Raw genomic sequence first — 25861 nt, 5'->3', positions numbered from 1 at the left:
TAACCGTTAGGCCCCGCGCAGGGGAGCACGATGATGACATCGTCGTTGAGGGTATCCGAATACTATTCGGACGGTTTGCGGTTGCGGCTCGTGCGGCCGCCGCCCGACCTCGCGCCCTATCTCTCCGCCTATTACCGGACCGAATTGGACGCCGGCTTGGTGGTCGAGGATTGGCTTCCTCCCGAAGAGGCGAACCTGCGCACCGGCGAGGCATCGGTCTACACGGCGGTAATCGGCGAAGGTCCGCTCGCCCCCGTGCCCGCGGCGGTCCTCTCCGGTCCCACCGACCGGGTCACGCGCGTGCGGATCGTTGGAGGCAAGTTCTGGGGCATTGGTCTGACCCCGGCCGGCTGGACGCGGTTCATCGGAACACCCGCCAGCGATATGGCCAACAGGTTTTGCGCTATGGGCCAGACGGCGACCGACGGATCGCTTCAGACCATGCTCGACCAGCTGCGCAGTGACGGTGACGATCTTGCCGCCGCGGCGACGCTGATCAACCGGACCTTCCGCGCCCTGCTCGGCGAGCAGCCCGAGGCCGAAGCGACCGTGCAGGCGGTCCACCGCGGGGTATTGGCACTCGAAAGCACCTCCGTGCGGGCGATGTCCGCGCAGATCGGCCTGAATGCGCGGACCTTCGAACGCTTCTGCAAGCGGCATTTCGGGTTTGCCCCGCGCACCCTGCTGCGGCGGCAGCGCTTCCTGCGCAGTCTTGGCGAATATATGCTCGATCCGTCGATGCGCTGGATCGGGTCGCTCGACATGCACTATTGGGACCAGGCGCATTTCATCCGCGACTTCCGCGCCACGATGAACATGACGCCGAGCGAGTTCGCTGCGCTGCCCCATCCGGTAAGCAAGGCTGCGGTGAGTGTGTCGAACATGAACGGCGGCGTGGCGATGCAGGCGCTCTACCACCCCGAACGGCTCGCCCGACCCGAAACTGGGCTTTAGCATTTCGCCACATCGGGCTAGGGGCGCGGTGCACAGAGTCCCGATAATTCCAAGCAGACATGATGACCGACCTCGACCAACTCAAGACCGATGCGCTGACGCGGATCGAAAATGCTCCCGACGCGGCTGCGCTCGAAGCGCTGCGGATCGAATTCCTCGGCAAGCAGGGATCGATCTCGGGCTTGATGAAAACACTCGGCAAGATGTCGCCCGAAGACCGGCAGGTGCAGGGGCCCTTGCTCAATGACCTGCGCAGCGCGGCCGCCGATGCTATTGCCGCGCGCAAGGCCGTGCTCGAGGATGCGGAGCTCGAAGCGCGCCTTGCCACCGAAAGCCTCGACCTCACGTTGCCCGCACCGGCTGCCCCCAGGGGTTCGGTCCACCCGGTCAGCCAGGTGATGGACGAGCTGGCGGAGATCTTTGCCGATCTCGGCTTCTCGGTCGCCACCGGTCCGGAGATCGAGGACGACTGGCACAATTTCACCGCGCTCAACATGGCCGAAACGCATCCTGCGCGGGCGATGCACGATACCTTCTATTTCCCCGACCACGATAGCGACGGGCACCGCATGCTGCTGCGCACGCATACTTCGCCGGTGCAGATCCGCTCGATGGTCGAGGTTGCTTCGAAGGATGCAGGGGGCGCGCCGATCCGGATCATCGCCCCGGGCCGCGTCTATCGCAGCGACAGCGATGCGACGCACACGCCGATGTTCCACCAGGTCGAAGGGCTGGTGATCGATCGCGATATTCACCTGGGCCATCTCAAGTGGACGCTGGAGACCTTTCTCAAGGCCTTCTTCGAACGCGACGACATCGTGCTGCGCCTGCGCCCGTCCTATTTCCCCTTCACCGAGCCGTCGGTCGAGGTCGATGTCGGCTGGCAGGATGTGAAGGGCCGCCGCGTGCTCGGCGGGGACGGTGACGCGCCTGGGCATGGCTGGATGGAACTGCTGGGCAGCGGCATGGTCAACCGCCGCGTGCTCGAGTTCGCCGGGCTCGATGCCGACGAATGGCAGGGCTTCGCCTTCGGCGTGGGCGTCGACCGCCTCGCCATGCTCAAATACGGGATGGACGATTTGCGGGCCTTCTTCGACGGCGACGGACGCTGGCTCGATCATTACGGCTTCAGCCCGTTCGACCAGCCGACCCTTTCCGCAGGCGTAGGAGCGAAGGCATGAAGTTCTCGCTCGAATGGCTCAAACACTTCCTCGACACCGATGCTTCGGTGGCGGAAATCGCAGCCGCGCTCAACCGCATCGGCCACGAGGTCGAAGGCATCGAGGACCCGGCGGAAAGGCTCGCAGGGTTCCGCGTCGCCAAGGTGTTGACCGCCGCCAAGCATCCCGATGCCGACAAGCTGCAGGTGCTGAGCGTCGACACGGGCGAGGGCGATCCGCTGCAGGTCGTTTGCGGCGCGCCCAATGCGCGTGCGGGCATGAAGGGCGTGCTGGGCCTGCCCGGCGCGGTGGTTCCGGCCAATGGCATGGAACTGCGCAAGAGCGCGATCCGCGGGATCGAATCGAACGGCATGATGTGTTCGGTGCGCGAGCTCGAACTGGGCGATGAACACGACGGCATTATCGAACTGCCCGAGGACGCGCCGGTCGGCACCAGCTTTGCCGAATACAGCGATGCCTCGCCGGTGTTCGACGTCGCGATTACTCCCGACCGGCCCGATTGCATGGGCGTGATGGGCATTGCGCGCGATCTGGCCGCAGCGGGGCTGGGGACGTTCAAACCGGTCGACGTGCCGGCCATCGCGGGTGACGGCGCGTGCCCGGTCGAAGTGAAGATCGAGGACACGGAAGGCGTCCCGGCCTATTTCGCCCGGGTGATCCGCGGCGTTCGCAACGGCCCGTCGCCCGACTGGATGCAGCGCCGGCTCAAGGCTGTAGGCCAACGCCCGATCAGCGCGCTGGTCGATTGCACCAACTACCTGATGTTCGCGACCGGTCGCCCGGCGCATGTCTACGATCTTGCCAAGCTGACCGGTGCGATGGTCGCCCGCCGCGCTGCGACTGGTGAGAGCGTCGAGGCGTTGAACGAGAAGACCTACACACTCGACGAGACGATGACCGTGATTGCCGACGATAGCGGCGTCCATGATATCGGCGGGATCATGGGTGGGGCGCATTCGGGCGCATCGGACGACACTTGCGATGTCCTGCTCGAGATCGCCTATTTCGATCCCGAGCGCATCGGCGTGACCGGGCGCAAGCTGGGTCTCGCTTCCGATGCACGTACGCGCTTCGAGCGCGGCGTTGACCCGGTGTTTCTCGACGACGGCCTGGCGCTGCTGACCGACCTGATCGTCCAGACCTGCGGCGGCCAGCCCACCGAAGTGGTGCGGGTGGGCGAACCGCCTGCCCAAGCCAAGTTCGTGGCATTCGATCCCGCCCTGACCGCGCGTCTGGGCGGTGTCGAAATCGGCGAAGACGAACAGCGCCGAATCCTCGAAGCGCTTGATTTCACCGTCGGGGCCGACTGGCAGGTCACCTGCCCGCCGCGCCGTCACGATATCGAAGGTGCCGCCGATCTGGTCGAGGAAGTGGTCCGCATTTACGGCCTCGATCACGTCGCCAGCGTCGCGCTTCCGCGGGCCGAAGGCGTAGCGAAGGCGACCACGTCCCCGCAGCAGCAGCTTGAGCGCAAGCTGCGCCGGGCTGCCGCTGGACGCGGGCTCAACGAAGCGGTGACCTGGTCCTTCCTCCCCACCGCCGAAGCCGAGCATTTCGCCGATGGTACCGCGCTATGGGTGCTCGACAATCCGATCAGCGAAGACATGAAGGCGATGCGCCCCTCGCTGATTCCCGGCCTGCTGAGCGCTGCCAAGCGCGACGCCGATCGCGGCGCCGATGGCTCGCGGCTGTTCGAGCTCGGGCGGCGGTATTTCCGCGGCAAGGAGGGCGCAAGCGAAGAGAAGCCGACGCTGGGTCTGGTGCTCGCGGGCGACAAGACGCCGCGTGGCTGGGCGCAGGGCAAGGCCGTGCAGTTCGACGCGTACGACGCCAAGGCCGAGGCGGAAGCGCTGCTCGCCGCTGCTGGCGCGCCGGTCGATAATCTGATGGTCATGGGCGAAGCGGGTGACCAGTTCCACCCCGGCCAGTCGGGGACCTTGCGGCTCGGCCCCAAGAATGTGCTCGCCCGCTTTGGCGCGCTGCACCCCAAAACGCTCAGGACCTTCGATATCGGTGGTCCGGTGATGGCGGTCGAGATTTTCCTCCACGCCATCCCCGCGAAAAAGGGCGGCGGCAGCTTTGCCCGTCTTCCCTTTGCGCCGCCGGCGCTGCAGGCGGTCACGCGCGATTTCGCCTTCCTCGTCCCCGCGGACCTTCCCGCGAATGCCCTCGTGCGCGCAGTCAGGGGCGCGGACAAGCAGGCCATCGTCGAGGCGCGAGTGTTCGACGTGTTCGCGGGCCAGGGCGTGCCCGAGGGACGCAAGTCGGTCGCGGTCGAAGTAGTGCTGCAGCCGGGGGACAAGAGTTTCACCGATGCCGAGATCAAGGCGACCGCCGACAAGGTCGTCGCCGCGGCAGCCAAACAGGGCGCGGAGTTACGCGGATGACCAAGACTGCTTTCGTGACCGGTGCCACAGCGGGCATTGGCGAGGCCACCGTCCGCACGCTGGTAGCAAGCGGCTGGCGCTGTATTGCGACCGGTCGCCGCAAGGAACGCCTCGATGCGCTGGTCGACGAACTGGGCGCCGACAAGGTTCATCCGGCGGTTTTCGATGTGCGCGATGCCGAGGCGTTGGAAGCCGCGCTCGCAGACTTGCCCGAGAACTTTGCCGGAATCGACCTGCTGGTGAACAATGCCGGCCTCGCCCGCGGGCTGGCACCTGCGCAGGAAGCGAGCCTGGACGACTGGCAGACTATGATCGACACCAATGTCACGGCAATGGTGGTGCTTACCCGCAAGCTCCTGCCAACGCTGATCGAGCGCAAGGGCGCGATCATTGCGATCGGTTCGGTGGCGGGCAATTATGTCTACCCGGGCGGCAACGTCTATGCAGGCTCCAAGGCCTTCGCGAACCACTTCACGCTCGCGCTGCGCGCCGACCTCCATGGCACCGGCGTACGCGTGACGAGCATCGAGCCGGGGATGGTCGAGACCGAATTCACGCTAGTGCGCACCGGCAGCCAGGATGCCAGTGACGATCTCTACCGCGGCGCGAACCCAATGACCGGACAGGATATCGCCGACATGATCAAATGGGTCGCCGAATTGCCTCCGCATCTCAACATTAACCGGCTCGAACCGATGCCGGTGAACCAGGATTTCGCCGGCTTTCGGGTGGCGAGAGAGCACCACTGACCGTCACCCCCGCGACGGCGGGGGTCCAGCCGACCTTTCCGCCCGTTGATATGTTATCTGGATTTCCGCCTGCGCGGGAATGACGAGGAAAGTTGAAATGTCGAACCGCCGTACCTTCGCGATCATTTCGCACCCCGACGCGGGCAAGACCACGCTCACCGAAAAGCTGCTGCTGACCGGCGGCGCGATCCATCTCGCGGGCGAGGTCAAGGCGCGCGGACAGGCGCGGCGCGCGCGGTCTGACTGGATGAAGATCGAGCAGCAGCGCGGCATTTCGGTGACCAGCTCGGTCATGACCTTCGAACGCGAGGGCATCACCTTCAACCTGCTCGACACGCCGGGGCACGAAGACTTCTCCGAAGACACCTATCGCACGCTGACCGCGGTCGACAGCGCGATCATGGTGATCGATGCCGCCAAGGGGATCGAGCCGCAGACGCGCAAGCTGTTCGAGGTCTGCCGCCTGCGCAGCGTGCCGATCATCACCTTCGTCAACAAGGTCGACCGCGAGGGCCGCCCCGTATTCGAGCTGCTCGACGAGATCGCGGACATGCTCGCGCTCGATGTCAGCCCGCAGGCCTATCCGGTCGGCATGGGCGGCGAGTTCGAAGGCGTGCTCGATTTCGCCAGCGGCTGCGTCGCGCGGCCGGAGGGACCGAGCAAGGAATTCCTCGGCAAGCGCGATTGCGATGCGGAAATCCCCGAACGCTTCGCCGAGAACATCGAGCTGGCGCAGATCGGCTATCCCGAGTTCGATCTGGAAGCCTATCGCAATGGCGATCTGACCCCGGTCTATTTCGGCTCCGCACTGAAAAACTTCGGCGTCACCGAGCTGATCGAGGCGATTGCACAATACGCCCCGCCGCCGCGTCCGCAGCCCGCGGGGGAAGAGCAGATCCCGCCGACCCGCGACGAGGTCACTGGCTTCATCTTCAAGGTCCAGGCGAACATGGACCCCAACCACCGCGACCGGATCGCGTTCATGCGGCAGGTCTCGGGCACCTTCAAACGCGGCATGAAGCTGACGCCGTCGGGCCTTGGCAAACCGGTGGCGATCCATTCGCCCATCCTGTTCTTCGCGCAGGACCGCGAGGTGGCCGATACCGCCGAACCGGGCGACATCATCGGCATTCCCAACCACGGCACGCTGCGGGTGGGCGATACGCTGTCCGAAAAGAACGTAATCCGCTTCACCGGCCTGCCCAATTTCGCACCTGAGATCCTGCGCCGTGTCGCGCTGGTCGATCCGACCAAGACCAAGCAATTGCGCAAAGCGCTCGATGACCTCTCCGAAGAGGGCGTGATCCAGGTGTTCTATCCCGAGCTTGGTGGGCAGTGGATCATCGGCGTCGTCGGTCAGCTCCAGCTCGAAGTGCTGATCAGCCGCCTCTCGGCCGAATATAAGGTCGAAGCCAAACTCGAGGCGTCGCCCTTTGCCACTGCGCGCTGGGTCAGGGGGGATGCGAAGGCGCTGGCGGAGTTCGAGAAATTCAACCTGTCGACGCTGGCCAAGGATCGCGACGGCGATCTGGTGTTCATGGCCAAGAGCCCGTGGGACGTGAACTACCAGCAGGAAAAGAACCCCGACCTCATCTTCTCGGCGACGAAGGAGCGGTAGGCTTGCGAGCACGGCGGCGACGCGGCATGGAAACCGCATGACGCTACATGCCGGACCGACCTCGCAGACCTTCATTTCGCAGCGCCTGCGGCTCCATTATCTCGACTGGGGTAATCGCGGGAAACCGCCGCTGGTGCTGGTGCATGGCGGACGCGACCATGCGCGCAGCTGGGACTGGGTGGCCGAGCAATTGCGCGACGACTGGCATGTGGTGGCGCTCGATCACCGCGGCCATGGCGATTCCGACTGGGTCAGCGATGGCAATTACTCGTCGAACGATATGGTCTACGACCTTGCGCAGTTGATCCACCAACTGGGCGTCGGCCCGGTGACGATCGTCAGCCATTCGATGGGGGGCAATGTCTCGCTGCGCTATGCCGGGACGTTTCCCGAGATGGTCACCAAGATCGTCGCGATCGAAGGGCTGGGGCCAAGCCCCAAGCGGCAGGCGGAAATGCGCGCCGATCCCTATCCGCAGCGCCTCAACGAATGGATCGGCAAGAAACGCGCCGCCTCGGGCCGCAGTCCGCGCAAATACGACAGCATCGAAGCGGCGTTCGCGCGCATGATCGAAGAGAACAGCTACCTCACCGAGGAACAGGCGCGTCACCTGACGGTCCACGGGGTCAACCGCAATGAAGACGGCACCTACAGCTGGAAGTTCGACCCCCATCTCAATGTCTGGGCGGTCGAGGATGTGGCCGATGAATTCCTCTACCAGACCTGGGCCGCGATCAGCGCGCCGACACTGCTGCTCTACGGCGCCGACAGCTGGGCCTCCAACCCCGAGGGCGACGGCCGGCTTGACCACTTTGCCAATGCCGAAGTGATCGAGTTCGAGAATGCGGGCCACTGGCTCCATCACGATCAGTTCGACCGCTTTATGGCGACGCTGAGGGACTTTCTTTAGTGGCCGAATTCTTCGATCGGCTGGATGAGAAGCACATGGCCATGATCGGCAGGCAGCCGGTCTTTTTCGTCGCCACTGCCGCCGACGATGCGCGCATCAATCTCAGCCCCAAGGGCTATGACGCGTTTCGCGTCCTATCGCCGGCCCGCGTCGCCTATCTCGATCTTGGCGGGTCGGGCAACGAGACGCACGCCCATCTCGCGGCCGACGGGCGCATCACGGTGATGTTCTGCAATTTCGACCGGCCCGCGCTGATCCTGCGAATCTATGGCCGCGGCCGGCCCGTCCTGCCGCAGGATGCGGAATGGGACGCATTGGCCGGTCAATTCGATCTGCTGCCCGGCACGCGGCAGATATTCGACATCGCGGTCGAGAGTGTGCAGACCAGCTGCGGCTGGGGTGTGCCCTTCATGGATTATCGCGAGGAACGGCACACGCTCAAGAAGGCGCATGGCCAGGCCGATCCCGATGAGTGGGTCGCCAAGACGCAGGGACGCACCATCAGTATCGATGGTCTTCCGACCCGGCCGACCGACCGCTATTTCAAGGGCGAGTAGCCCCGCGTGCAGCTTACCTTCGCCAGCTACAACATCCACAAGGCCGTCGGGCTCGATCGCAAGCGCGATCCCGAGCGCATCCTGTCGGTTCTGAACGAGATCGATGCGGACATCATTGCGCTGCAGGAAGCCGACCGGCGCATCGGCGAACGCGCAAGCGTGCTCCCGCGCGCCGAGATCGACGACACGCGCTGGCGGGTGATCGAGGTGGCCAAGCGCCCGCGCAGCATCGGCTGGCATGGCAATGCCCTGCTGGTGCGGCGCGATCTGGAGGTCGTCTCGGGCGAGGCGCTCGACCTGCCCACGCTCGAGCCGCGCGGCGCCGCCTGTGGCGAAATCATGATCGAGGGCGAGCGCCTGCGCGTCATCGGCACGCATCTCGATCTGTCCGGCCTGCGCCGCCGCGACCAGATCCGTTCGCTGTTGACCTTTGTCGCTGAATGCGCCGGCGACCTGCCCACCGTCATCATGGGCGATTTCAACCAATGGGGCCGCAGGACGGGGGCCATGCGCGAATTCACCGATGGCTGGCGCATCATCACCCCCGGTCGCAGCTACCCCAGCCGCCAGCCGGTGGCCACGCTCGACCGCATCGTGGCGAGCAGGCACTGGACCCTCGTCGACGCCGAGGTCCACCACACCGGCCTGTCGGCGGTGGCTTCGGATCATTTGCCCATTATGGCCACACTCGACCTGATCAAAAAATAGGCACAAGCCTAATCTGTGGGCAATAATAGAAGCGCGACGCCTGCGGTTGCGCCTGATTCTTACCGTAATCGCGTTTGGCACGCACATTGCTGACTGTGACCCGCCGGTGCTTGGCCGGTGGATCACACAGGGGGTGAAGGCGTGAAATTCATCATCGCAGTCATCAAGCCATTCAAGCTCGACGAAGTGCGCGAAGCGCTTGGCGGCATTGGAGTGGCGGGAATGACCGTTACCGAAGTCAAGGGTTTCGGCCGCCAGAAAGGCCAGACCGAAATCTACCGCGGCGCCGAATACTCGACCAACATGCTGCCCAAGGTGAAGCTCGAGATCGCCGCTGCCGACGACCTCGCCGATCAGGTGGTCGAGACGATCCAGCAAACCGCCAGCACCGAGGCAATCGGCGACGGCAAGATCTTCGTGTTCGACCTTGCCAGCGCGACGCGCATTCGCACCGGCGAGACCGGCGACACCGCGCTTTGAGGGGGCTTCCGCAAATGACCAGAAAATTTCTCCATGCAGCACCCCTGGCCGTGGCCGGGTTGCTTCTTTCCGAACCTGCCTTCGCGCAGGACGCCGTCAGCGCCGAGGCGCTCGAAGCCGCGGGCGCGGTCTCCGGCGGCACCGCTTACATCTTCAACACGCTGCTGTTCCTGATCGGCGGCTTCCTCGTCATGTGGATGGCCGCCGGCTTCGCCATGCTCGAAGCCGGCCTCGTGCGTTCCAAGAACGTCTCGGTGCAATGTCTCAAGAACATCGGTCTCTATTCGATCGCGGGGCTCATGTTCTGGGTGATCGGCTATTCGATCGCCTATCCCGGCTTCGAAGGGGGCTTCTTCGGCATCGCCGATTTCCCCTATTGGATGCAGGGCGTGGGTGAAGCCGATACCGACACCGGCTATTCGATCGCGTCCGACTGGTTCTTCCAGATGGTCTTCTGCGCCACCACCGCCTCGATCGTTTCGGGCACCGTGGCCGAGCGGATCAAGATCGTTCCGTTCTTCATCTTCGTCACGCTGCTGACCGGCTTCATCTATCCGGTCATCGTCAGCTGGGAATGGGGCGCTGGCTGGCTCGACGCGATGGGCTTCTCGGACTTTGCCGGTTCGACGCTGGTCCACTCGACCGGTGGCTGGGCCGCTCTGATGGGTGCGCTGATCATCGGGCCGCGTCTGGGCCGCTATACCGACAAGGGCGTGACGGTCTTCCCGGGTTCGAGCATTCCGCTCGCGACGCTGGGGACCTTCATCCTGTGGCTCGGCTGGTTCGGCTTCAACGGCGCTTCGCAGCTTGCCATGGGCACCATCGGCGATGTCTCCGACGTGTCGAAGATCTTCGTCAACACCAACATGGCCGCTGCGGCCGGCGTGGTCGTGGCGATCATCCTGACGCAGCTGCGCTACGGCAAGGCGGATACCACCATGGCGCTCAACGGCGCACTGGCCGGCCTCGTTGCCATCACCGCCGAACCGCTCACGCCCAATGTCGGCATGGCGATCATCATCGGCGGGATCGGCGGCGCACTGCCCGTGATCTTCGTCCCGCTGCTCGACAAGCTGAAGATCGACGATGTCGTCGGCGCAATCCCGGTCCACCTCGTGGCCGGTATCTGGGGCACGCTCGCCGTGCCGCTGACCAACACCGGCGTGCCCTTCGTGGCGCAGCTGACGGGTGTGGTTGCGACCGGCGTGTTCGTCTGCGTGACCTCGGGCATCGTGTGGTTCGCACTCAAGTCGACGATCGGCGTGCGTCCCAGCGAAGAAGAAGAGATGGCAGGTCTCGACCTCGGCGAAACCGGGATCGAAGCCTATCCGGAATTTGCCCGGGCCAACTGATTACCAGTTCGGCGGGGGCGCCGTTCTCTCTCCTCTCCTCGGGCGCCCCCGCCTACCCATGTTCCTCCTGCGAACACCGACTGTATTGGGCCGGAGATTACCTCTCCGGCCCCTTTTTTATGCTCGATGCGCACTGTGATGTTTTTGCTGCGGCGGGCGCGGGATAGGCACGAAAAAAGCGGGCCGGGGAGACGATCCCCGGCCCGCTTTTCTGTCTGCGACAAGGCTCTTAGGCCGCGAGCGCATCCTTGACGAAATCCGCGCAGCGTTCGCCGATCATGATGCTCGGCGCATTGGTGTTGCCAGAGACCAGCCGCGGCATGACGCTGGCATCGGCGACATAGAGCCCTTCGATCCCGTTTGCCTTGAGCGTCGGATCGACCACCGCATCCTTGTCCCCGCCCATGCGGCAGGTGCCGACGGGGTGATAGACAGTGTCGGCGCGGTCGCGGATCAGCGCATCGAGCTGGGCGTCGTCGTCCAGATCGATCGGGTAGCGATCCTGCGGGTCGTATTTCGCCAGGCTCGGCGAGGATACGATGCGGTGCGACAGGCGCACACCTTCGCGCAAGGTCGCGATATCGCGCTCGTCGTCGAGGAAATTGGGATCGATCCGCGGGGCGAGCCGTGCGTCGCGCCCGTCGAGCCGTACCGTGCCCCGGCTTTCGGGCCGCAGTACGCAGGCGTGAAGCGAGAACCCGTGCCCCTTCACCTTGGTCCGGCCGTGATCCTCGAGCATTGCCGGGACGAAGTGCCACTGGATATCGGGCGCGGGCGCGTCGGGCATGACGGTCCAGAACCCGCCCGCCTCGGCATAGGGAGTGGTCATGATCCCGGTGCGCTTGCGGCGGTGCTCGATGATCGCCTTGACCATCCGGACGGTGCCGGCGAGGCTATCGCCGACCAGATCCTTGCTCTCGGTCTGCCAGCTCGACACATAGTCTATATGGTCCTGCAGATCGCTGCCCACCGCGGGCCGGTCGACCGCGACGTCGATCCCGTGTTCCTTGAGATGCGCGGCAGGACCGATGCCCGACAGCATCAGGATCTGCGGCGAATTGAATGCGCCCGCCGACAGCACCACCGCGCCGCGCGCCTTGATGCTGCGCTCCTGATCGCCGACGGTATAGGTCACGCCGGTCACCCGGCCATCGGTGATGTCGAGCCGCTGGACGCTGACCCCGATCCGCACGTCGAGATTCTTCGACCCGCGCTTGGGTTCGACATAGGCGCGCGCCGCGGACCAGCGTTCGCCGTCCTTCTGCGTCACCTGGTAAAGCCCGAAGCCCTCCTGCTGCGCGCCGTTGAAGTCGGCATTGCGCGGCAATTGCAGCTGCGCGGCGGCCTCGACGAAGGCGACACTGCCCGGGTTGGGCCATTTCTGGTCCGACACCCACAGCGGACCCGAAGCCCCGTGATGATCGTCGGCGCCGCGCACATTGTGTTCGGCGCGCTTGAAATAGGGCAGCACATCGTCATGGCTCCAGCCGGTGCAGCCAAGCTCGGCCCACTGGTCGTAATCCCAGTGATTGCCGCGAATATAGATCATGGCATTGATCGCCGAGGACCCGCCCAAACCGCGTCCGCGCGGCTGGTAACCGGTCCTTCCGTTCAGCCCCTTTTGCGGGACGGTCTCGAAGCGATAGTTCGAACCTGCGCGCAGGAAGGGCATGAGCCCGGGTGTCTTGACCAGCATTGTGTCGTTGCGCGGGCCGGCCTCCAGCAGGCAAACGCTTTTCCCCGCCTCGGCCAGCCGCCCGGAAACAGCGCTCCCCGCGCTGCCGCCACCGATTACGATGACATCGAATTCGTCCATGATATCTCCTCTCGAATCGAGAGGTTAGGCAGCCTCGGCCTCGCCCGCAATCCGGTTTTCAGATGAAACCGATTTTTCTTCCCCACCGGCCCTTTCGATCCAGCGGCTGCGGATCTGGTCGGAGGTCTCGCGGCTCCCGTCATGAGTCCAGCCGGGTTCGCGCAGCAGGTAGGACAGTTTGTGCTTCCACGGTGCGCGCCACATGTCCTGCGCGATACCGACCCACTCGTGGAACACCGACCACAGCAGGTTGAAGCTGCCCAGCTGCTTCACGATGCCATAACGGATCTTCTCGTCCCTGACTTCGGGTTCGAAAGTGCCGAACAGCTTGTCCCACACGATAAAGACCCCGGCATAATTGCGGTCCAGATAACGCGGGTTGGTGGCATGGTGGACGCGGTGGTGGCTGGGCGTGTTCATCACCGCCTCGAACCAGCGCGGCATCCGGTCGATCGCTTCGGTATGGATCCAGAACTGGTAGATCAGGTTGAACCCGCCGCAGATCGCAATCATCCCCGGGTGAAAGCCGAGCAGGACCAGCGGCAGCGCGAAGACGAAACTCAGCGTCAGGAAACCGGTCCAGGTCTGCCGCAGCGCGGTGGACAGGTTGTAGTGCTGGCTCGAATGGTGGTTCACATGGCTCGCCCAGAACCAACGCACCCGGTGACCGAAACGGTGAACCCAGTAATATTTGAGGTCGTCGAGCACGAAGCACAGCGCGAAGGCCCACCATGTCCAGGATATATCGAACAGACGGAACTGCCACAGCCACAGGAAGAGCGCGAAGAAGAACCCGCCGAACAGCAGCCCCGAGACCGTGGAGCCCAAGCCGAAGGCGAGACTGGTGAGCGTATCCCTGGGTTCATACGCATCGGGGCGCTTGCGCCAGGCCCAGACCATCTCGATCAGGACCAGCGCGACGAAGCCGGGCACGGCATATTCGGTAGGCGAGAAATCGGGCATGGCAGTTACCTTTGTATCGCCTCTATCGCGCGAACCCAAGCCGCCGGATCGTCGAGCACGAGCCGCACCGAACCATAGCGCTTCTCGGCCGTGTCGATCACCAGTTCCGTGTCGGTGCGATGTACCCGCGCTGCAGCCGTGAGGATGCGTCCGGCAAAATGCACACCATGCGGGCGGAGCAGGAGGATACGGCCCGCAGCATCGCGCATCACGGCTGCTCGGCCATCACGATCCAGCCCAATCGCGACCGGCTCGTATCCGCTGACTGCATCGTCCGCAGCGCGGCGCGCGGCGGCTTCGTCGGTCAATCGCGGCGCGGGACCGAGCTTGAGCCAATAGGCCAGTCCGGCCAGCGCAAGGATGGCGACGAGCGATCCGAGAAATTGGAGCAGGGCGGGCGGAACATCCATGCGCAAGGCGATTGGCACGGGAGCCGCTTTGCGGCAAGCAGGCTGCAACAGGGAGACGCACATGAAATCGCTAGCCATTCTCGCCGCCGGAGCCGCACTGCTTGCCGTGCCCGCCGCTGCGCAGGACGCCAATCCGATCGCACAGGTCGAAGCGCAGAAGGACCGGACCCAGCGTGTCGCGCAGCAGATCTGGCAGTTCGCCGAACTCGGTTATCTCGAGACGCAATCGAGCGGCCTGCTGGTGGATGAATTGCAGCGCGAGGGCTTTGTCATCCGTTCGGGTGTCGCCGAGATCCCGACCGCCTTCGTCGCCGAATGGGGGACAGGGGGGCCGGTGATCGGCCTGCTCGCCGAGTTCGACGCGCTTCCGGGCATTACCCAGTCGGCCGCGCCGACGCGCGACCCGGTCGAAGACAAGCATGCGGGGCACGCCTGCGGGCACAATTTGTTCGGCGCGGGTTCGCTCAGCGCGGCGATCGCGATCCGTAACTGGCTTGAAGCGACCGGCACCCCTGGACGGGTGCGGCTGTACGGCACCCCGGCCGAAGAAGGCGGCTCGGGCAAGGTCTATATGGCGCGCGCGGGCCTGTTCGATGATGCCGATTTCGTCATCGACTGGCATCCGGCGGATCGCAATTCCGCTGCCTCGCGGATGAGTCTCGCCAATCGCTCGGGCAAGTTCCGGTTTCGCGGGGTCTCGGCGCATGCGGCGGGGGCGCCCGAACGCGGGCGCAGCGCGCTCGACGGGGTCGAAGCGATGAACATGATGGTCAACATGATGCGCGAACACACCACGATGGATACGCGCATCCATTACGTCATCACCAGCGGCGGCTCGGCGCCCAATGTCGTCCCCGACTTCGCCGAGGTCTTCTATTACGTCCGCCATTCGGATGCCGACGAGGTGCGCGCGCTGTGGCCGCGGCTCGAAGCCGCGGCGAGGGGCGCCGCGATGGGGACGGGGACCGAGGTCGACTGGGAAATCATCCACGGCAACAATCCCACGCTGCCGCTCGAATCGCTGCAGACGATGATGGATGCCAAGCTGCGCCAGCTTGAGCCGATCGAATACACGGCGGCGGAACTGGCCTGGGCCGAGACGATCCGCGAAAGCTTCGGCGACGATGCACCCGATCAGGCGCAGTCGCGCGAGGTAGAGGATTACGCCGTCCTGACCGGCTATGGCTCGACCGATGTCGGCGATGTCAGCCGCGCGGTCCCGACGGTCAGCGTGCGCGCCGCCACCTGGGTACCGGGGACTGCCGCGCATAGCTGGCAGGCGGTCGCCGCGAGCGGGCACAGCTACGGCACCAAGGGCACGCAGCATGCAGCCAAGGCTATGATGCTGGCGGCCGTGGAACTCTATACCAACCCGCAGCTGCGCGAGGAGGCCAAGGCAGAGTTTATCGCCGCACGGGGCGAGGACTACGTCTACGAATCGCTGCTCGGCGATCGCGCTCCGCCGCTCGACTATCGCCGCTGATCAATTACGCGCGCGGGCGGCGAACATATCCATCGCGGGGCGTACCGGGGCGACGTCGTAGCCGGCGTCGGCCGCTGCTGCGCCGATGGTCTCGGGATCCTCGCCGGTGCGGGCTTGCGCGAGCGCCCACAGCAGTGTCGAACGCGTGCCCGAGCGGCAGAAACCGAGCACCGGGCCCTGCGCCGCGGCGAGCGCGTCCTGCAGTTTCTCGACCTGCGGTTCGCTGAAGCCCGAACTTCCCACGGGAATGGCCAGATAATCCATACCCGCCGCGCGCGTCGCGGCTTCGATGTCCGCGCTCGCCGGCTGGCCGGGCGCTTCGTCATCGGGGCGGTTGTTGACCACCAGCGCGATGCCCATCGCCGCGGCTTCGGAGATTTCCTGCGGCGTCACCTGCGGGCTGGCGTAAAAGCTGTCGGACAGCTTGCGAAACTCGCTCATTATCCGTTCTCCTTCGCGCCGTCAGGCTCGGTCACGCGGCGCTTGCGCTGGGTCATGTTGAGCAGTTCGACCCCGATCGAGAAGCCCATCGCGGCGTAGATGTAACCCTTGGGCACGTGGAAGCCGAAGCCATCGGCGATGAGCACCAGGCCGATCATCACGAGGAAGGCAAGCGCCAGCATCACCAGCGTCGGGTTCTTCTCGATGAAGCGTGCCAGCGGATCGGCGGCGACCATCATGATGCCCACGGTGATCACCACCGCCGTGACCATGATCGGGATCTGGTCAGTCATGCCGACCGCGGTGAGGATCGAATCGACCGAGAAGACGATATCGATGGCGACGATCTGGGCGATCACCGCGCCGAACGTCGCCTTGACCGCATCGGCGGTGCCCGGGGTCTTGTCGAGCAAGTCGCCCGAATCGTCCTCGGGCTCCATCAGGTGATGGATTTCCTTGGTTGCCTTCCACAGCAGGAACAGCCCGCCGATGAGCAGGATGATGTCGCGGCCCGAGAAGGCGGTCTCGAAGCTCGGCTCACCATAGGCATTGGGCGTGCCGACCAGTCCCAGATCGAAGATCGGTGTCTGCAGCGTGACCAGCCAGCCGATCAGCATCAGCAGTCCGATCCGCATGATCAGCGCCAGCGCCAGCCCGATTCGCCGGGCCCGCTGCTGCTGGTGTTCGGGCAATTTGTTCGACAGGATCGCGATGAAAATCAGGTTGTCGACGCCGAGCACGACTTCGAGCGCGATCAGGGTGAGCAGGGCCAGCCAGGCGGCGGGATCCGAGAGCAGGGCGATGAATTCCATGGAAACTCCCTGCCGCAGCAGACGGACGCATTCAAGACACGATCGATGTCCCATCCGCTTTGCGAAAATGTCACAATTCGGCGCTTTGCTGGCCACTGAGGCTAAATCATTCGCGCACAGCTATCTTTCACGCTATGATGATTGCCTGAGGGTGGGTTTTGTGCCCGTCCGCGCCGGAACAGGATGCAGTTCTCCGTCCCGGTGACTTCTGATTGCGGACTGCACGACAAGGTATTGTTCGAGTTATGGGTTACGACAAAGGGCGCCGCCGCGGGAAGGACAAGCGCGACGGTTTCGGGGAAGAGGGTTTCGACAGCTTCGGCGGCGGCCCTCCGGCGGATTTCGCTCCGCATGATGCGTTCCGCAACGATCGCGGCGGCGACCGGTTTGGCGGCGGCGGCGGTGACCGTGGCGGCTTTGGCGGCGGTAATCGCGGCGGCGGTGGAGGCGGCGGCTTCGGCGGCGGCCCGCGTGGCGGCGGCGGTGGCGGCGCTGGTGGCGGTGGCGGCGGTTTCAACCGCATGCCCGCCCAGGTCGTCGGTACCGGCAAGGGTACCGTAAAGTTCTTCAACGGCCAGAAGGGCTTCGGCTTCATCCAGCAGGATGGCGGCGGCGAAGATGTGTTCGTGCACATCAGCGCGGTCGAACGTGCCGGGCTCGAAGGTCTTGCCGAAGGCCAGGAACTCGAATTCAATCTCATCGATCGTGGCGGCAAGGTTTCGGCTCAGGACCTCCAGGTCGTGGGCGACGTGATCCCCGTGAAGTCGGGTGGCGGTGCTCCCGGCGGCGATGCGGGCGGTGCTCCGCGCCGCGAGCTGACCGGCGAAAAGGCCACCGGCACGGTCAAGTTTTTCAATTCGATGAAGGGCTTCGGCTTCCTTACCCGCGATGACGGCCAGCCCGACGCTTTCGTGCACATCAGCGCGGTCGAGCGGTCCGGTCTCGCCGGCATCAACGAGGGCGAACGCTTCGAATTCGACCTCGAAGTCGACCGACGCGGCAAATATTCGGCGGTCAACCTCGTTCCCGTTCAGGAGTGAGGCCGCGCCCCGCGATCCGGTTTGACCCGGGACGCGAGACGCAATAGATCGCTGGCAAACACGCAGATGGCGGTTCCTCAGGGACCGCCATTTGTCTTTCACCCGAGTAATGCACCCGCCCGGGGTGCCGCTGGAGGACCCATGTCGATTTCACCGCTGATGCCCGTCTACCCCCGCTGCGGGGTGCGCCCGGTCAAGGGTGAACATTGCCACCTGATCGACGAAGACGGCACGCGTTATCTCGACTTCGCCAGCGGCATCGCGGTGAATCTGCTGGGCCACAGCCATCCCGGCCTGATCGGTGCGATCCAGCGCCAGGCCGAAACGCTGATGCACGTCTCCAACCTCTATGGCAGCCCGCAGGGCGAAGCGCTGGCGCAGAAGCTGGTCGACAAGACCTTTGCCGATACGGTGTTCTTCACCAATTCGGGGGCCGAGGCGGTCGAGACCGCGATCAAGACCGCGCGCGCCTATCACCAACATGCGGATGGCGCTGCCAACCGGACCGAGCTGATCACCTTCACCAATGCCTTCCACGGGCGCACGATGGCGACGATCAGCGCGTCGAACCAGGAGAAGATGCACCAGGGCTTCCGCCCCCTGCTCGCCGGGTTCCAATATGCCGAATTCGACAATCTCGACCATGCGAAGTCGCTGATGAGCGACAAGACCGCCGGCTTCCTGGTCGAACCGATTCAGGGCGAGGGCGGCATCCGGCCGGGCTCGGATGCGTTCATTCACGGCCTGCGCCGGCTCGCCGACGAGAATGACCTCATGCTGGTGTTCGACGAGGTCCAGTGCGGCGTCGCGCGCACGGGCAAGCTCTATGCCTATGAACATTACGGTATCGAACCCGACATCATGGCGAGCGCCAAAGGGATCGGCGGCGGCTTCCCGCTCGGCGCCTGCCTCGCCACCGAAAAGGCGGCGCGCGGCATGGGCTTCGGCTCGCACGGTTCGACCTATGGCGGCAACCCGCTCGGTATGGCGGCGGGCATGGCGGTGATGGAAGCTGTCGCCAATGACGAATTCCTCGCCGAGGTCACCGAGAAGGGCGAGCGGCTGCGTACGCGGCTCGAGCAGTTCATCGGCAATTATCCCGAACTGTTCGAACTGGTGCGCGGCAAGGGGCTGATGCTGGGCATCAAGATGAAGGTCGAAAGCCGGCCCTTCTTCGTCCACCTGCGCGACAATCACCAGTTGCTGACAGTGGCTGCGGGCGACAACACGCTGCGTGTCCTGCCCCCGCTGGTCGCCGGCGATGCCGAGTTCGACGAGTTCTTCGACAAGCTTTCGGCGGGTGCCGCGAGCTACGATCCGGCCAACTGATCAGGAGCGCGACGATGCGGCATTTCCTCGACCTTTCGGACGCTGGCGGGGATGCGATCGCCGCCATGATCAACGACGCGCAGGATCGCAAGGCGGCGCGCGCGGACTGGCCCAAGGGCAGGGCCGATGCGGATGCTCCGCTGGCGGGCCATGTGCTCGGTATGATTTTCGAGAAGAGTTCGACCCGGACGCGGGTCAGCTTCGATATCGCTATGCGCCAGCTGGGCGGTTCGGCGCTGATTCTCGATTCGGGTACCACCCAGCTGGGCCGCGGCGAGAGCATTGCCGATACTGCGCGGGTACTCAGCCGGATGGTCGATGCGATCATGCTGCGCACCGACGACCATGAAAAGGCGCTGGAAATGGCACGCCACGCCAGCGTGCCGGTCATCAACGGGCTGACCGATCGCTCGCATCCATGCCAGATCGTCGCCGACCTGCTGACCATGATCGAGCATGGCAAGGCGCTGCCCGGGCTCGAACTCGCGTGGCTTGGCGATGGCAACAATGTGCTGCATTCGATCCTCGAAGCGGCCGCGCTGATTAAGTTCAACGTCCGCATCGGCACGCCGCAAGGCTACGAACCCGAAGCCGAATTCGTCGAACTGGCGCGCGCGGCGGGGTCCACCGTCACGCTGACGCAGGATGCGCAGGAAGCAGCTGCGGGGGCCGACATCATCGTCACCGATACTTGGGTCTCCATGGGGCAGGAGCACGTTCATAACAAGCTCGCCGCCATGGCGCCGTTCCAGGTTTCGCGCGAATTGATGGCCGCGGCCAAACCGGAAGCGAAGTTCCTGCACTGCCTCCCCGCACATGTCGGCGACGAAGTGACCGAGGAGGTGTTCGAGGGCGACAGCTCGGTCGTATTCGACGAGGCGGAGAACCGGATCCACGCGCAGAAGTCGGTCCTGTTATGGTGTTTCGATAAAATCTAGCGGCGCTTCCCGCGCTCTACCATTTTGCCGAACGCGCCCCATATGGCGGCGATGAACGCTACTCCCGACATGACCGAAGAGACTCACTCGGGCCGCCTGCTGGCCTTCACCATTCCGACGCGCAATGCCCGCGGCCGGTTGGTCCGGCTCGACCACACGCTGGACCAGATCCTCGCCGCGCATGACTATCCGCCGCCGATCACCCATCTGCTTGCCGAAGCGCTGGTGCTTGCGGTGCTGATGGGCGGGCTGGTCAAGGAAGACGGCTCGCAGGTCACGATGCAGGCGCAGACCGAGGCGGGCGCGGTCAGCCTGCTGGTATGCGACTACAAGGGCGGCGAACTGCGCGGCTATGTCGATTTCGACCCGGCCAAGCTTGCCGAACTGGGCGCGAACCCCTCGCTCTTCGCGCTGTTCGGCAAGGGCTATCTCGCGATCACCTTCGACCTTGCCGGCGACCAGGGGCGGTATCAGGGTATCGTCCCGCTCGAAGGGGACAGCCTCGCCGAAGCCTGCGAGCGCTATTTCTACCAGTCCGAGCAGGTGCCCACGCTGATCCGCTGCGCAGTGCGCTCGGACGAAGCAGGCGTGCGGGCGGCAGGGATGCTGGTGCAGCATCTGCCCTCGGGCGAAGAAGGACGCGAACGCCTGCACTCTCAGCTCGACCATCCTGAATGGGAGCATGTCGCGATCCTTGCCGGTTCGCTGCGCCATGACGAATTGCTCGATGACGGACTGTCGCTCGAGGCGATCGCATGGCGCCTGTTCCACGAAGAGGACGAGGTCCGCATTCAGCGTGGCGCCGCGATCGAGCGCGGATGCCGCTGCTCGGTCGAACATTATCGCGACGTGCTTGAGCGGTTCCCCGAAGATCAGCGTATCGACATGCGCGATGAGAACGGGATCGTCCTGGTCGATTGCGCATTCTGTTCCAGGCAGTTCGCCATCGACATCTGACCGGCATGTCGTTGCCATACAACGCCGCGCTGACAATTTCCTGTATTACATCTGCCGTATCGACACCGAATCACGACCGCGACTGGTCTCGCCGACGAAAGGTCACTTTCCCTATGGCTCGCACACGAGCGTTCCTGTTCGCAGCGCTGGCTACGCCGGTTGCACTTCTGGCCGCGCCGGTCGTCGCGCAGGCATCGTTGACGATGCTCGACACGCTCACGCATGGTGGGTGGGAAGTCCGCTCGCGCGATGGCGGGTCGGTGCGCAAGATATGCGTGCGTACCGGACGTGAACTGATTCAGCTGCGCCACCCCGACAGCACCTGCAACCGCTTCGTGGTCGAGAACTCGGCGAATGAGACGACGGTGCAATATACCTGCCGCGGCAATGGCTATGGCCGCACGCATATTCGCAAGGAATCCGACACGCTGGTCCAGATCGACAGCCAGGGCATCGCGGGCGGCAAGCCTTTCCAGTTCACCGCCGAGGCACGCCGGACGGGTGGCTGCGACTAACCGCGCGACTTGCAGGCTACCGCGTTCGCGCATAGCGGACGGGCATGAGCAAAGCCGACACTCCCGGACCCGCCGTTATCCTGCTTTCAGGCGGGCTCGATTCCATGGTCACTGCCGCCATCGCCCGCGAGCGCGGCCATACCCTGCACGTGCTGACGATCGACTATGGCCAGCGCCATGTCCGCGAACTGGAATCGGCCCGCGGCATCGCAGCCAGGCTCGGGGTGACCCGCCATGTGGAACTGCCGCTCGACCTGCGCCGGTTCGGCGGATCGGCGCTGACCGACGATATCGATGTGCCCAAGACCGGCGTTGATGGCGGCGATATCCCGGTGACCTATGTGCCTGCACGCAATCTCGTGTTTCTCGCGCTGACTACCGCCTTTGCCGAAACCGCGGCCTCGCGTGACATCTTCATCGGTGTGAACGCGCTCGACTATTCCGGCTATCCCGATTGCCGGCCCGAATTCATCGCCAGCTTTGCCGAAACCGCGCGGCTGGGGACCAAGCAGGGCGTCGAGGGATCTCCCTTCGCAATTCATGCGCCGCTCCAGCATATGACTAAGGCGGATATCGCGCGCGAATGCCATCGGCTGGGTCTCGATCCGGCGTGGAGCTGGTCCTGCTACGACCCGACCGCCAAGGGACTTGCCTGCGGTGCCTGCGATTCCTGTCGCTTGCGGCGAAAAGGCTTTGCCGAGGCGGGCCTTGTCGATACCACCCCCTATTCCAAGGATGCCCCTGAACTGACGGAGTAGGGAATTGAGCCAAGCCAACGACGCCGCCGCGCCGACCGAAGCAGAAACCGGCGTCGGGGCGGACAAGGTCCCGGCATACAGTTGGTATGCCCTCAGCGTCCTGGTCCTGATCTACGTCCTGAATTTCATCGACCGCCAGATCCTCTCGATCCTGGCCAATGACATCAAGGCCGATCTCGGTGTCGAGGATGACTATCTCGGGTTTCTCTACGGTACCGCCTTCGCGGTCTTCTACGCGCTCTTCGGTATCCCGCTCGGCAGGCTCGCGGACAGCTGGAAACGCATCCGCCTGATGAGCATCGGCCTGGCGCTGTGGTCGACCATGACCGCGCTGTCCGGCTTCGCGAAGAACGCGACGACGCTGACCGTGGCGCGGATCGGCGTGGGCGTGGGCGAGGCAACCGCCAGCCCTTCGGCCTATTCACTGATCTCGGATTGGTTTCCGGCACGCCTGCGCGCCACCGCCCTCGCGATCTATTCGTCGGGCCTTTATATCGGCGGCGGCATCTCGCTGCTGATCGGCGGCCTGGTGGTCGAGAACTGGAACGCGGCGTACCCAAATGGCGGACCGCTGGGGCTGGTCGGTTGGCAGGCGGCCTTCCTCTCGGTTGGGCTCCCGGGGCTGGCACTGGCACTTTGGGTGCTGACGCTGCGCGAACCGGTGCGCGGCGCGATCGACGGCCTGATGACGCCCGAGGATCCCGAGCCCTTCCGCGGTTTCTTCCGCGAGCTCTTTCAGGTGATTCCACCCTTCACGATCTTCGGAGCTGCGGCGCGCGGAACCGGGGCATTGGTATTGAACCTGCTGGGGGCGGCCTTCTTTGCGGCGCTCGCCTGGACCCTGTGGCGCCTGACGGGCGTTTTCGAACAATGGCTGTTCCTGGGCGTCGGTTATTACGCTGTTTTCAGCTGGGCGATGGGCCTGCGCGCGCGCGATTTGCCGACCTTCAAGCTGACCTGGGGCTCGCCTGCATTCCTGTGCATCATTCTCGGCTACGGGACCGTCGCCTTCACCGCCTATGCCGCATCCTATTGGGGCGCGCCCTATGCCGAGCGCGCGCTGGGCGTAAACAAGACCGACCTGGGCTGGTTCCTCGGCGCCCCTGCGGCAGTTGCGGGCTTCCTTGGCGTGATCCTCGGGGGGCGTATGGCCGATTACCTGCTCGAACGCCGTCCCGCCGGGCGCGTGTGGGTCATCCTGTTCGGGCTGGTTACGCCGCTACCCGCCATGTGGCTGGCCTATACGACCGACGATGTCGTGCTGTTCTATATCGGGGCGTTCCTGGCACAGATGCTCAGCGCCGCAGCGCTGGGGGCGGCTGCCGCATCGAGCCAGGCGCTGGTGCTGCCGCGTATGCGCGGGCTGGCAACCGCGACCTTCTTCCTCGCGACCACCCTTATCGGGCTGGGGCTTGGCCCATTCATGGCCGGCTATGTCTCGGCGACCAACGGCGATGATCTGTCGCTTGGCGTGCTGTCGACGCTGGTTGCCGCTCCGTTCGGTCTGGTCCTGCTCATCGCAGCGCTGAAGCTGGTACCGCAGGCAGCGGCAAGCGTGGTCGAACGGGCTCGTGCGGCAGGCGAGCCGATCTAGGCTAGACCGGCTTCAGCACTCCGCAGGCAATCCGGGCACCGGCGTCGCCGGCGGGGTCGGTGCGGTAATCGTCGGCGCCTGCGTGAACGACGACAGCCGTGCCGTCGGCGTCGAAAATATCATCGATCGCATCGCGGGCGTTCCCGTCCAGAGCGACCTCGGCCGTCCCGGCGCGATTGGCGCCAATGGTCAGATTGGGCATATCGCCCAGATGGTTGCCGCCGGGCGACATCGAGCCATGTGTGGCCATGCCGGGGTTGAGGTGGCCGCCTGCGCTGGTGAAGTCGGGGGCAGTGCACGTACCTGTCGTATGCAAGTGGAACCCGTGCTCGCCTTGCGACATGCCGACTGCGGCGATCGCCACGGAGACGGTCTGGCCATTGCTCAACAATTGGACGGTTCCGGCAGGCAAGCCGTTGGCGAAATACAGCGTTGTTTCGCCGATGCGGTTGCTCGGCAGGTCATCGACCGTGGTGCAGCCTGCCATGAGCAGGGCGGCGAGCGAGGGCAAAAGAAGACGGGATGACATGGCGATCCTTTCGAATTGAACGGCGATCTACTCTAGCCAACGAAAAAGGGGCCGGATTGCTCCGGCCCCTTTCGTGTTTTTGGCGTGTCGCCTTCGCTTACATGCCCGAACCCGGACCGTAAGTGATTTCGACGCGACGGTTCTGCAGTTCGCGAACACCGTCGGCAGTCGGAACCCGCGGCTGCGATTCACCGAAGGCTTCGCTGGTGATCCGGGTATCCGGAATACCGCGCGAGCTCAGGTAACCGCGGACCGAAGCGTTACGACGCTCGGCGAGACCCATGTTGTAGGTCGTCGAACCCGAACGGTCGGTGTGACCAGCCAGCATGACTGCGGCAGTGCCGCAGTTGGCGTAGGCCGAAACCGCGTTGTCGAGGATCGTCGCTGCTTCCGGAGTGATGTCCGATTTGTCCCAGTTGAAGAAGACAATGTACGGACCCGTCTCGCAGACCGGCGCCGGCGGCGGCGGGGGCGGAGGCGGCGGGGGAGGCGGCGGCGGCGGCGGGGGCGGAGGCGGCGGCGGAGCAGCCGGCTCACCGAAGTTGTAGGACAACGTACCCATCAGCGAGTGGCTGGTGAAAGTGTCTTCCAGCGAGTTACCGCCCAGATCGACCAGTTCCACGCTTTCCGCGTTGAAGTAACGATAGCGCAGGCCGACGTCGACATTGTCGGTCAGCGGAGCGCGCACGCCAGCCAGAACCTGCCAAGCAAGACCACTGTCCGAATCGTCGATCGACGATGCCAGGTTGGAGTAGGGGGTCACTTCGTAGCTGGTACGGGCAACGCCGACACCGCCACCGACATAGCCCTGCAGGCCGTCATCAGGACCGAAGTCCAGCAGGCCGTTGAGCATGAACGAAAGCGCGTTAACGTCACCGCTAACATCGTAGAAGCCTGCTGGAGCAACCGAGCCGGGACCGTAGGTCAGGCCAGGCGTACCAACTGTGATGCCATCGACATCGGCTTGGCGATAGCTGACTTCGGCTTCCAGACGGAAACCGCCGAAGTCGTAGCCGACGTAGCCGCCGCCGTCGAAGCCGAAGTCATGGCTGACTTCGTGCGCTTCGGCCGTATCATTGATGTCGAAATCGGCATCTTCGACAAGCATCGAGCCGAATTCGGCGCCGATATACCAGCTGTCGTCTTTTGCCAGGGCAGGCGATGCAAGGGCCGTAGAGGCCATCGCCATTCCTATGACGAATTTCCGCATTATAGTTTCCCCTTTTTGCGAATTGGAGCCACCGAGTGGAACATATCTAACTTTCTACCCCAAAGGTGGCAAGCAAACAATCGCCGGGAACTGTGGTAATAATACCGCTTTTCCCGCACGATGAGAACGAGTTCCGTCGTGTGGACCCCTTCCGTGACAGCCGAACGACA

At 64.5% G+C, this 25861-nt stretch carries 25 protein-coding genes; 18 read left to right on the top strand and 7 right to left on the bottom strand.

All coding sequences use genetic code 11. The annotated features are described in order from the left end of the window. Positions 1-30 precede the first annotated feature (30 nt). The 10 genes from J2S32_RS09900 (at position 31) to J2S32_RS09855 (ending at position 10896) form a co-directional block, all read left to right on the top strand. A complete protein-coding gene (locus tag J2S32_RS09900; RefSeq protein WP_253520659.1) occupies positions 31-954 on the top strand; it encodes a helix-turn-helix domain-containing protein in 924 nt (307 codons plus the stop codon). 62 nt (positions 955-1016) lie between these two features. Beyond that, positions 1017-2135 carry a phenylalanine--tRNA ligase subunit alpha gene (gene pheS / locus J2S32_RS09895; protein ID WP_253523048.1) on the top strand — a complete coding sequence of 373 codons (1119 nt, stop codon included), beginning with the start codon at positions 1017-1019 and terminating at the stop codon, positions 2133-2135. Next, positions 2132-4522 carry a phenylalanine--tRNA ligase subunit beta gene (pheT, locus tag J2S32_RS09890; protein WP_253520657.1) on the top strand — a complete coding sequence of 797 codons (2391 nt, stop codon included), beginning with the start codon at positions 2132-2134 and terminating at the stop codon, positions 4520-4522. The genes pheS and pheT overlap by 4 nt, the downstream gene beginning before the upstream one ends. Then, a complete protein-coding gene (locus J2S32_RS09885; RefSeq protein WP_253520654.1) occupies positions 4519-5271 on the top strand; it encodes an SDR family NAD(P)-dependent oxidoreductase in 753 nt (250 codons plus the stop codon). Before pheT ends, J2S32_RS09885 begins: the two co-directional genes overlap by 4 nt. Positions 5272-5368: 97 nt before the next feature. After that, on the top strand, positions 5369-6889 hold the full coding sequence (locus J2S32_RS09880; protein WP_253520651.1) for a peptide chain release factor 3: 1521 nt from the start codon (positions 5369-5371) through the stop codon (positions 6887-6889). A 37-nt stretch (positions 6890-6926) separates the two neighbouring features. Further along, entirely contained in the window at positions 6927-7799 is an 873-nt protein-coding gene (locus J2S32_RS09875; RefSeq protein WP_253520649.1) for an alpha/beta fold hydrolase, read from the top strand. Continuing rightward, on the top strand, positions 7799-8356 hold the full coding sequence (locus J2S32_RS09870; RefSeq protein WP_253520647.1) for a pyridoxamine 5'-phosphate oxidase family protein: 558 nt from the start codon (positions 7799-7801) through the stop codon (positions 8354-8356). The genes J2S32_RS09875 and J2S32_RS09870 overlap by 1 nt, the downstream gene beginning before the upstream one ends. A 6-nt stretch (positions 8357-8362) precedes the next feature. Further along, positions 8363-9064, top strand: a complete 702-nt coding sequence (locus tag J2S32_RS09865) for an endonuclease/exonuclease/phosphatase family protein (RefSeq protein WP_253520644.1) — start codon at positions 8363-8365, stop codon at positions 9062-9064. A 141-nt stretch (positions 9065-9205) separates the two neighbouring features. Beyond that, positions 9206-9544 carry a P-II family nitrogen regulator gene (locus J2S32_RS09860; RefSeq protein ID WP_253520642.1) on the top strand — a complete coding sequence of 113 codons (339 nt, stop codon included), beginning with the start codon at positions 9206-9208 and terminating at the stop codon, positions 9542-9544. A gap of 14 nt (positions 9545-9558) precedes the next feature. Continuing rightward, positions 9559-10896 carry an ammonium transporter gene (locus J2S32_RS09855; RefSeq protein ID WP_253520640.1) on the top strand — a complete coding sequence of 446 codons (1338 nt, stop codon included), beginning with the start codon at positions 9559-9561 and terminating at the stop codon, positions 10894-10896. A gap of 229 nt (positions 10897-11125) precedes the next feature. On the opposite strand, the gene J2S32_RS09850 is transcribed toward J2S32_RS09855, so the two are convergent. Genes J2S32_RS09850 through J2S32_RS09840 form a run of 3 tightly spaced genes read right to left on the bottom strand, consistent with a single transcriptional unit; the run spans position 11126 to position 14085 of the window. Beyond that, entirely contained in the window at positions 11126-12712 is a 1587-nt protein-coding gene (locus J2S32_RS09850; protein WP_253520637.1) for a GMC family oxidoreductase, read from the bottom strand. 24 nt (positions 12713-12736) lie between these two features. Beyond that, entirely contained in the window at positions 12737-13675 is a 939-nt protein-coding gene (locus J2S32_RS09845; protein ID WP_253520635.1) for a sterol desaturase family protein, read from the bottom strand. Between the two features lie 5 nt (positions 13676-13680). After that, on the bottom strand, positions 13681-14085 hold the full coding sequence (locus J2S32_RS09840; RefSeq protein WP_253520633.1) for a hypothetical protein: 405 nt from the start codon (positions 14083-14085) through the stop codon (positions 13681-13683). Between the two features lie 61 nt (positions 14086-14146). On the opposite strand from J2S32_RS09840, the gene J2S32_RS09835 reads away from it, so the two are divergent. Continuing rightward, positions 14147-15568 carry an amidohydrolase gene (locus tag J2S32_RS09835; RefSeq protein ID WP_253520630.1) on the top strand — a complete coding sequence of 474 codons (1422 nt, stop codon included), beginning with the start codon at positions 14147-14149 and terminating at the stop codon, positions 15566-15568. Here the strand turns inward: J2S32_RS09835 and J2S32_RS09830 are convergent, their stop codons facing one another. Together J2S32_RS09830 and J2S32_RS09825 are read right to left on the bottom strand one after the other, a co-directional pair. After that, on the bottom strand, positions 15569-16009 hold the full coding sequence (locus tag J2S32_RS09830; RefSeq protein WP_253520628.1) for a TIGR01244 family sulfur transferase: 441 nt from the start codon (positions 16007-16009) through the stop codon (positions 15569-15571). It lies immediately after the preceding gene. Continuing rightward, positions 16009-16821: a TerC family protein gene (locus J2S32_RS09825; protein ID WP_253520625.1), complete on the bottom strand. Its 813-nt coding sequence runs from the start codon at positions 16819-16821 to the stop codon at positions 16009-16011. Before J2S32_RS09825 ends, J2S32_RS09830 begins: the two co-directional genes overlap by 1 nt. A 245-nt stretch (positions 16822-17066) precedes the next feature. Between J2S32_RS09825 and J2S32_RS15730 the strand changes: the two genes are divergently transcribed. From J2S32_RS15730 to J2S32_RS09785, 7 genes are all read left to right on the top strand, one after another. Next, a complete protein-coding gene (locus tag J2S32_RS15730; protein WP_301298802.1) occupies positions 17067-17861 on the top strand; it encodes a cold-shock protein in 795 nt (264 codons plus the stop codon). 141 nt (positions 17862-18002) lie between these two features. Then, entirely contained in the window at positions 18003-19190 is a 1188-nt protein-coding gene (locus J2S32_RS09810) for an aspartate aminotransferase family protein (RefSeq protein ID WP_253520623.1), read from the top strand. A 14-nt stretch (positions 19191-19204) separates the two neighbouring features. Then, positions 19205-20128 (top strand): ornithine carbamoyltransferase, encoded by a 924-nt coding sequence (gene argF / locus J2S32_RS09805; RefSeq protein WP_253520621.1) that lies wholly within the window; start codon positions 19205-19207, stop codon positions 20126-20128. Positions 20129-20179: 51 nt separating this feature from the next. Then, a complete protein-coding gene (locus J2S32_RS09800) occupies positions 20180-21085 on the top strand; it encodes an Hsp33 family molecular chaperone HslO (RefSeq protein ID WP_253520619.1) in 906 nt (301 codons plus the stop codon). 113 nt (positions 21086-21198) lie between these two features. Continuing rightward, on the top strand, positions 21199-21600 hold the full coding sequence (locus J2S32_RS09795; protein ID WP_253520617.1) for a hypothetical protein: 402 nt from the start codon (positions 21199-21201) through the stop codon (positions 21598-21600). A gap of 44 nt (positions 21601-21644) precedes the next feature. After that, entirely contained in the window at positions 21645-22358 is a 714-nt protein-coding gene (gene queC / locus J2S32_RS09790; RefSeq protein WP_253520615.1) for a 7-cyano-7-deazaguanine synthase QueC, read from the top strand. A gap of 4 nt (positions 22359-22362) precedes the next feature. Next, a complete protein-coding gene (locus J2S32_RS09785) occupies positions 22363-23952 on the top strand; it encodes an MFS transporter (protein ID WP_253520613.1) in 1590 nt (529 codons plus the stop codon). 1 nt (position 23953) lies between these two features. On the opposite strand, the gene J2S32_RS09780 is transcribed toward J2S32_RS09785, so the two are convergent. Beyond that, positions 23954-24481 (bottom strand): superoxide dismutase family protein, encoded by a 528-nt coding sequence (locus J2S32_RS09780; protein ID WP_253520611.1) that lies wholly within the window; start codon positions 24479-24481, stop codon positions 23954-23956. 97 nt (positions 24482-24578) lie between these two features. Next, complete coding sequence (locus J2S32_RS09775; RefSeq protein WP_320181147.1) at positions 24579-25691, bottom strand: OmpA family protein; 1113 nt, start codon at positions 25689-25691, stop codon at positions 24579-24581. Positions 25692-25861 lie beyond the last annotated feature (170 nt).

Origin of the sequence: Qipengyuania citrea, from assembly GCF_024171405.1 — a bacterium.
Lineage (GTDB): Bacteria > Pseudomonadota > Alphaproteobacteria > Sphingomonadales > Sphingomonadaceae > Qipengyuania > Qipengyuania profunda.
The sequence above is the reverse complement of the archived record's forward strand: the minus strand, read 5'-3'. Positions and strand labels throughout refer to the sequence as shown.

Excerpts from the sequence above, each read along its gene's own strand:
- J2S32_RS15730 (WP_301298802.1), top strand. The coding sequence starts at position 17,067 with ATGGGTTACGACAAAGGGCGCCGCCGCGGGAAGGACAAGCGCGACGGT.
- pheT (WP_253520657.1), top strand. The coding sequence starts at position 2,132 with ATGAAGTTCTCGCTCGAATGGCTCAAACACTTCCTCGACACCGATGCT.
- J2S32_RS09810 (WP_253520623.1), top strand. The coding sequence starts at position 18,003 with ATGTCGATTTCACCGCTGATGCCCGTCTACCCCCGCTGCGGGGTGCGC.
- J2S32_RS09835 (WP_253520630.1), top strand. The coding sequence starts at position 14,147 with ATGAAATCGCTAGCCATTCTCGCCGCCGGAGCCGCACTGCTTGCCGTG.
- queC (WP_253520615.1), top strand. The coding sequence starts at position 21,645 with ATGAGCAAAGCCGACACTCCCGGACCCGCCGTTATCCTGCTTTCAGGC.
- J2S32_RS09775 (WP_320181147.1), bottom strand. The coding sequence starts at position 25,691 with ATGCGGAAATTCGTCATAGGAATGGCGATGGCCTCTACGGCCCTTGCA.
- J2S32_RS09855 (WP_253520640.1), top strand. The coding sequence starts at position 9,559 with ATGACCAGAAAATTTCTCCATGCAGCACCCCTGGCCGTGGCCGGGTTG.
- pheS (WP_253523048.1), top strand. The coding sequence starts at position 1,017 with ATGACCGACCTCGACCAACTCAAGACCGATGCGCTGACGCGGATCGAA.
- J2S32_RS09780 (WP_253520611.1), bottom strand. The coding sequence starts at position 24,481 with ATGTCATCCCGTCTTCTTTTGCCCTCGCTCGCCGCCCTGCTCATGGCA.
- J2S32_RS09840 (WP_253520633.1), bottom strand. The coding sequence starts at position 14,085 with ATGGATGTTCCGCCCGCCCTGCTCCAATTTCTCGGATCGCTCGTCGCC.
- J2S32_RS09800 (WP_253520619.1), top strand. The coding sequence starts at position 20,180 with ATGAACGCTACTCCCGACATGACCGAAGAGACTCACTCGGGCCGCCTG.
- J2S32_RS09885 (WP_253520654.1), top strand. The coding sequence starts at position 4,519 with ATGACCAAGACTGCTTTCGTGACCGGTGCCACAGCGGGCATTGGCGAG.
- J2S32_RS09880 (WP_253520651.1), top strand. The coding sequence starts at position 5,369 with ATGTCGAACCGCCGTACCTTCGCGATCATTTCGCACCCCGACGCGGGC.
- J2S32_RS09830 (WP_253520628.1), bottom strand. The coding sequence starts at position 16,009 with ATGAGCGAGTTTCGCAAGCTGTCCGACAGCTTTTACGCCAGCCCGCAG.
- J2S32_RS09825 (WP_253520625.1), bottom strand. The coding sequence starts at position 16,821 with ATGGAATTCATCGCCCTGCTCTCGGATCCCGCCGCCTGGCTGGCCCTG.
- J2S32_RS09875 (WP_253520649.1), top strand. The coding sequence starts at position 6,927 with ATGACGCTACATGCCGGACCGACCTCGCAGACCTTCATTTCGCAGCGC.
- argF (WP_253520621.1), top strand. The coding sequence starts at position 19,205 with ATGCGGCATTTCCTCGACCTTTCGGACGCTGGCGGGGATGCGATCGCC.
- J2S32_RS09900 (WP_253520659.1), top strand. The coding sequence starts at position 31 with ATGATGACATCGTCGTTGAGGGTATCCGAATACTATTCGGACGGTTTG.
- J2S32_RS09850 (WP_253520637.1), bottom strand. The coding sequence starts at position 12,712 with ATGGACGAATTCGATGTCATCGTAATCGGTGGCGGCAGCGCGGGGAGC.
- J2S32_RS09795 (WP_253520617.1), top strand. The coding sequence starts at position 21,199 with ATGGCTCGCACACGAGCGTTCCTGTTCGCAGCGCTGGCTACGCCGGTT.
- J2S32_RS09845 (WP_253520635.1), bottom strand. The coding sequence starts at position 13,675 with ATGCCCGATTTCTCGCCTACCGAATATGCCGTGCCCGGCTTCGTCGCG.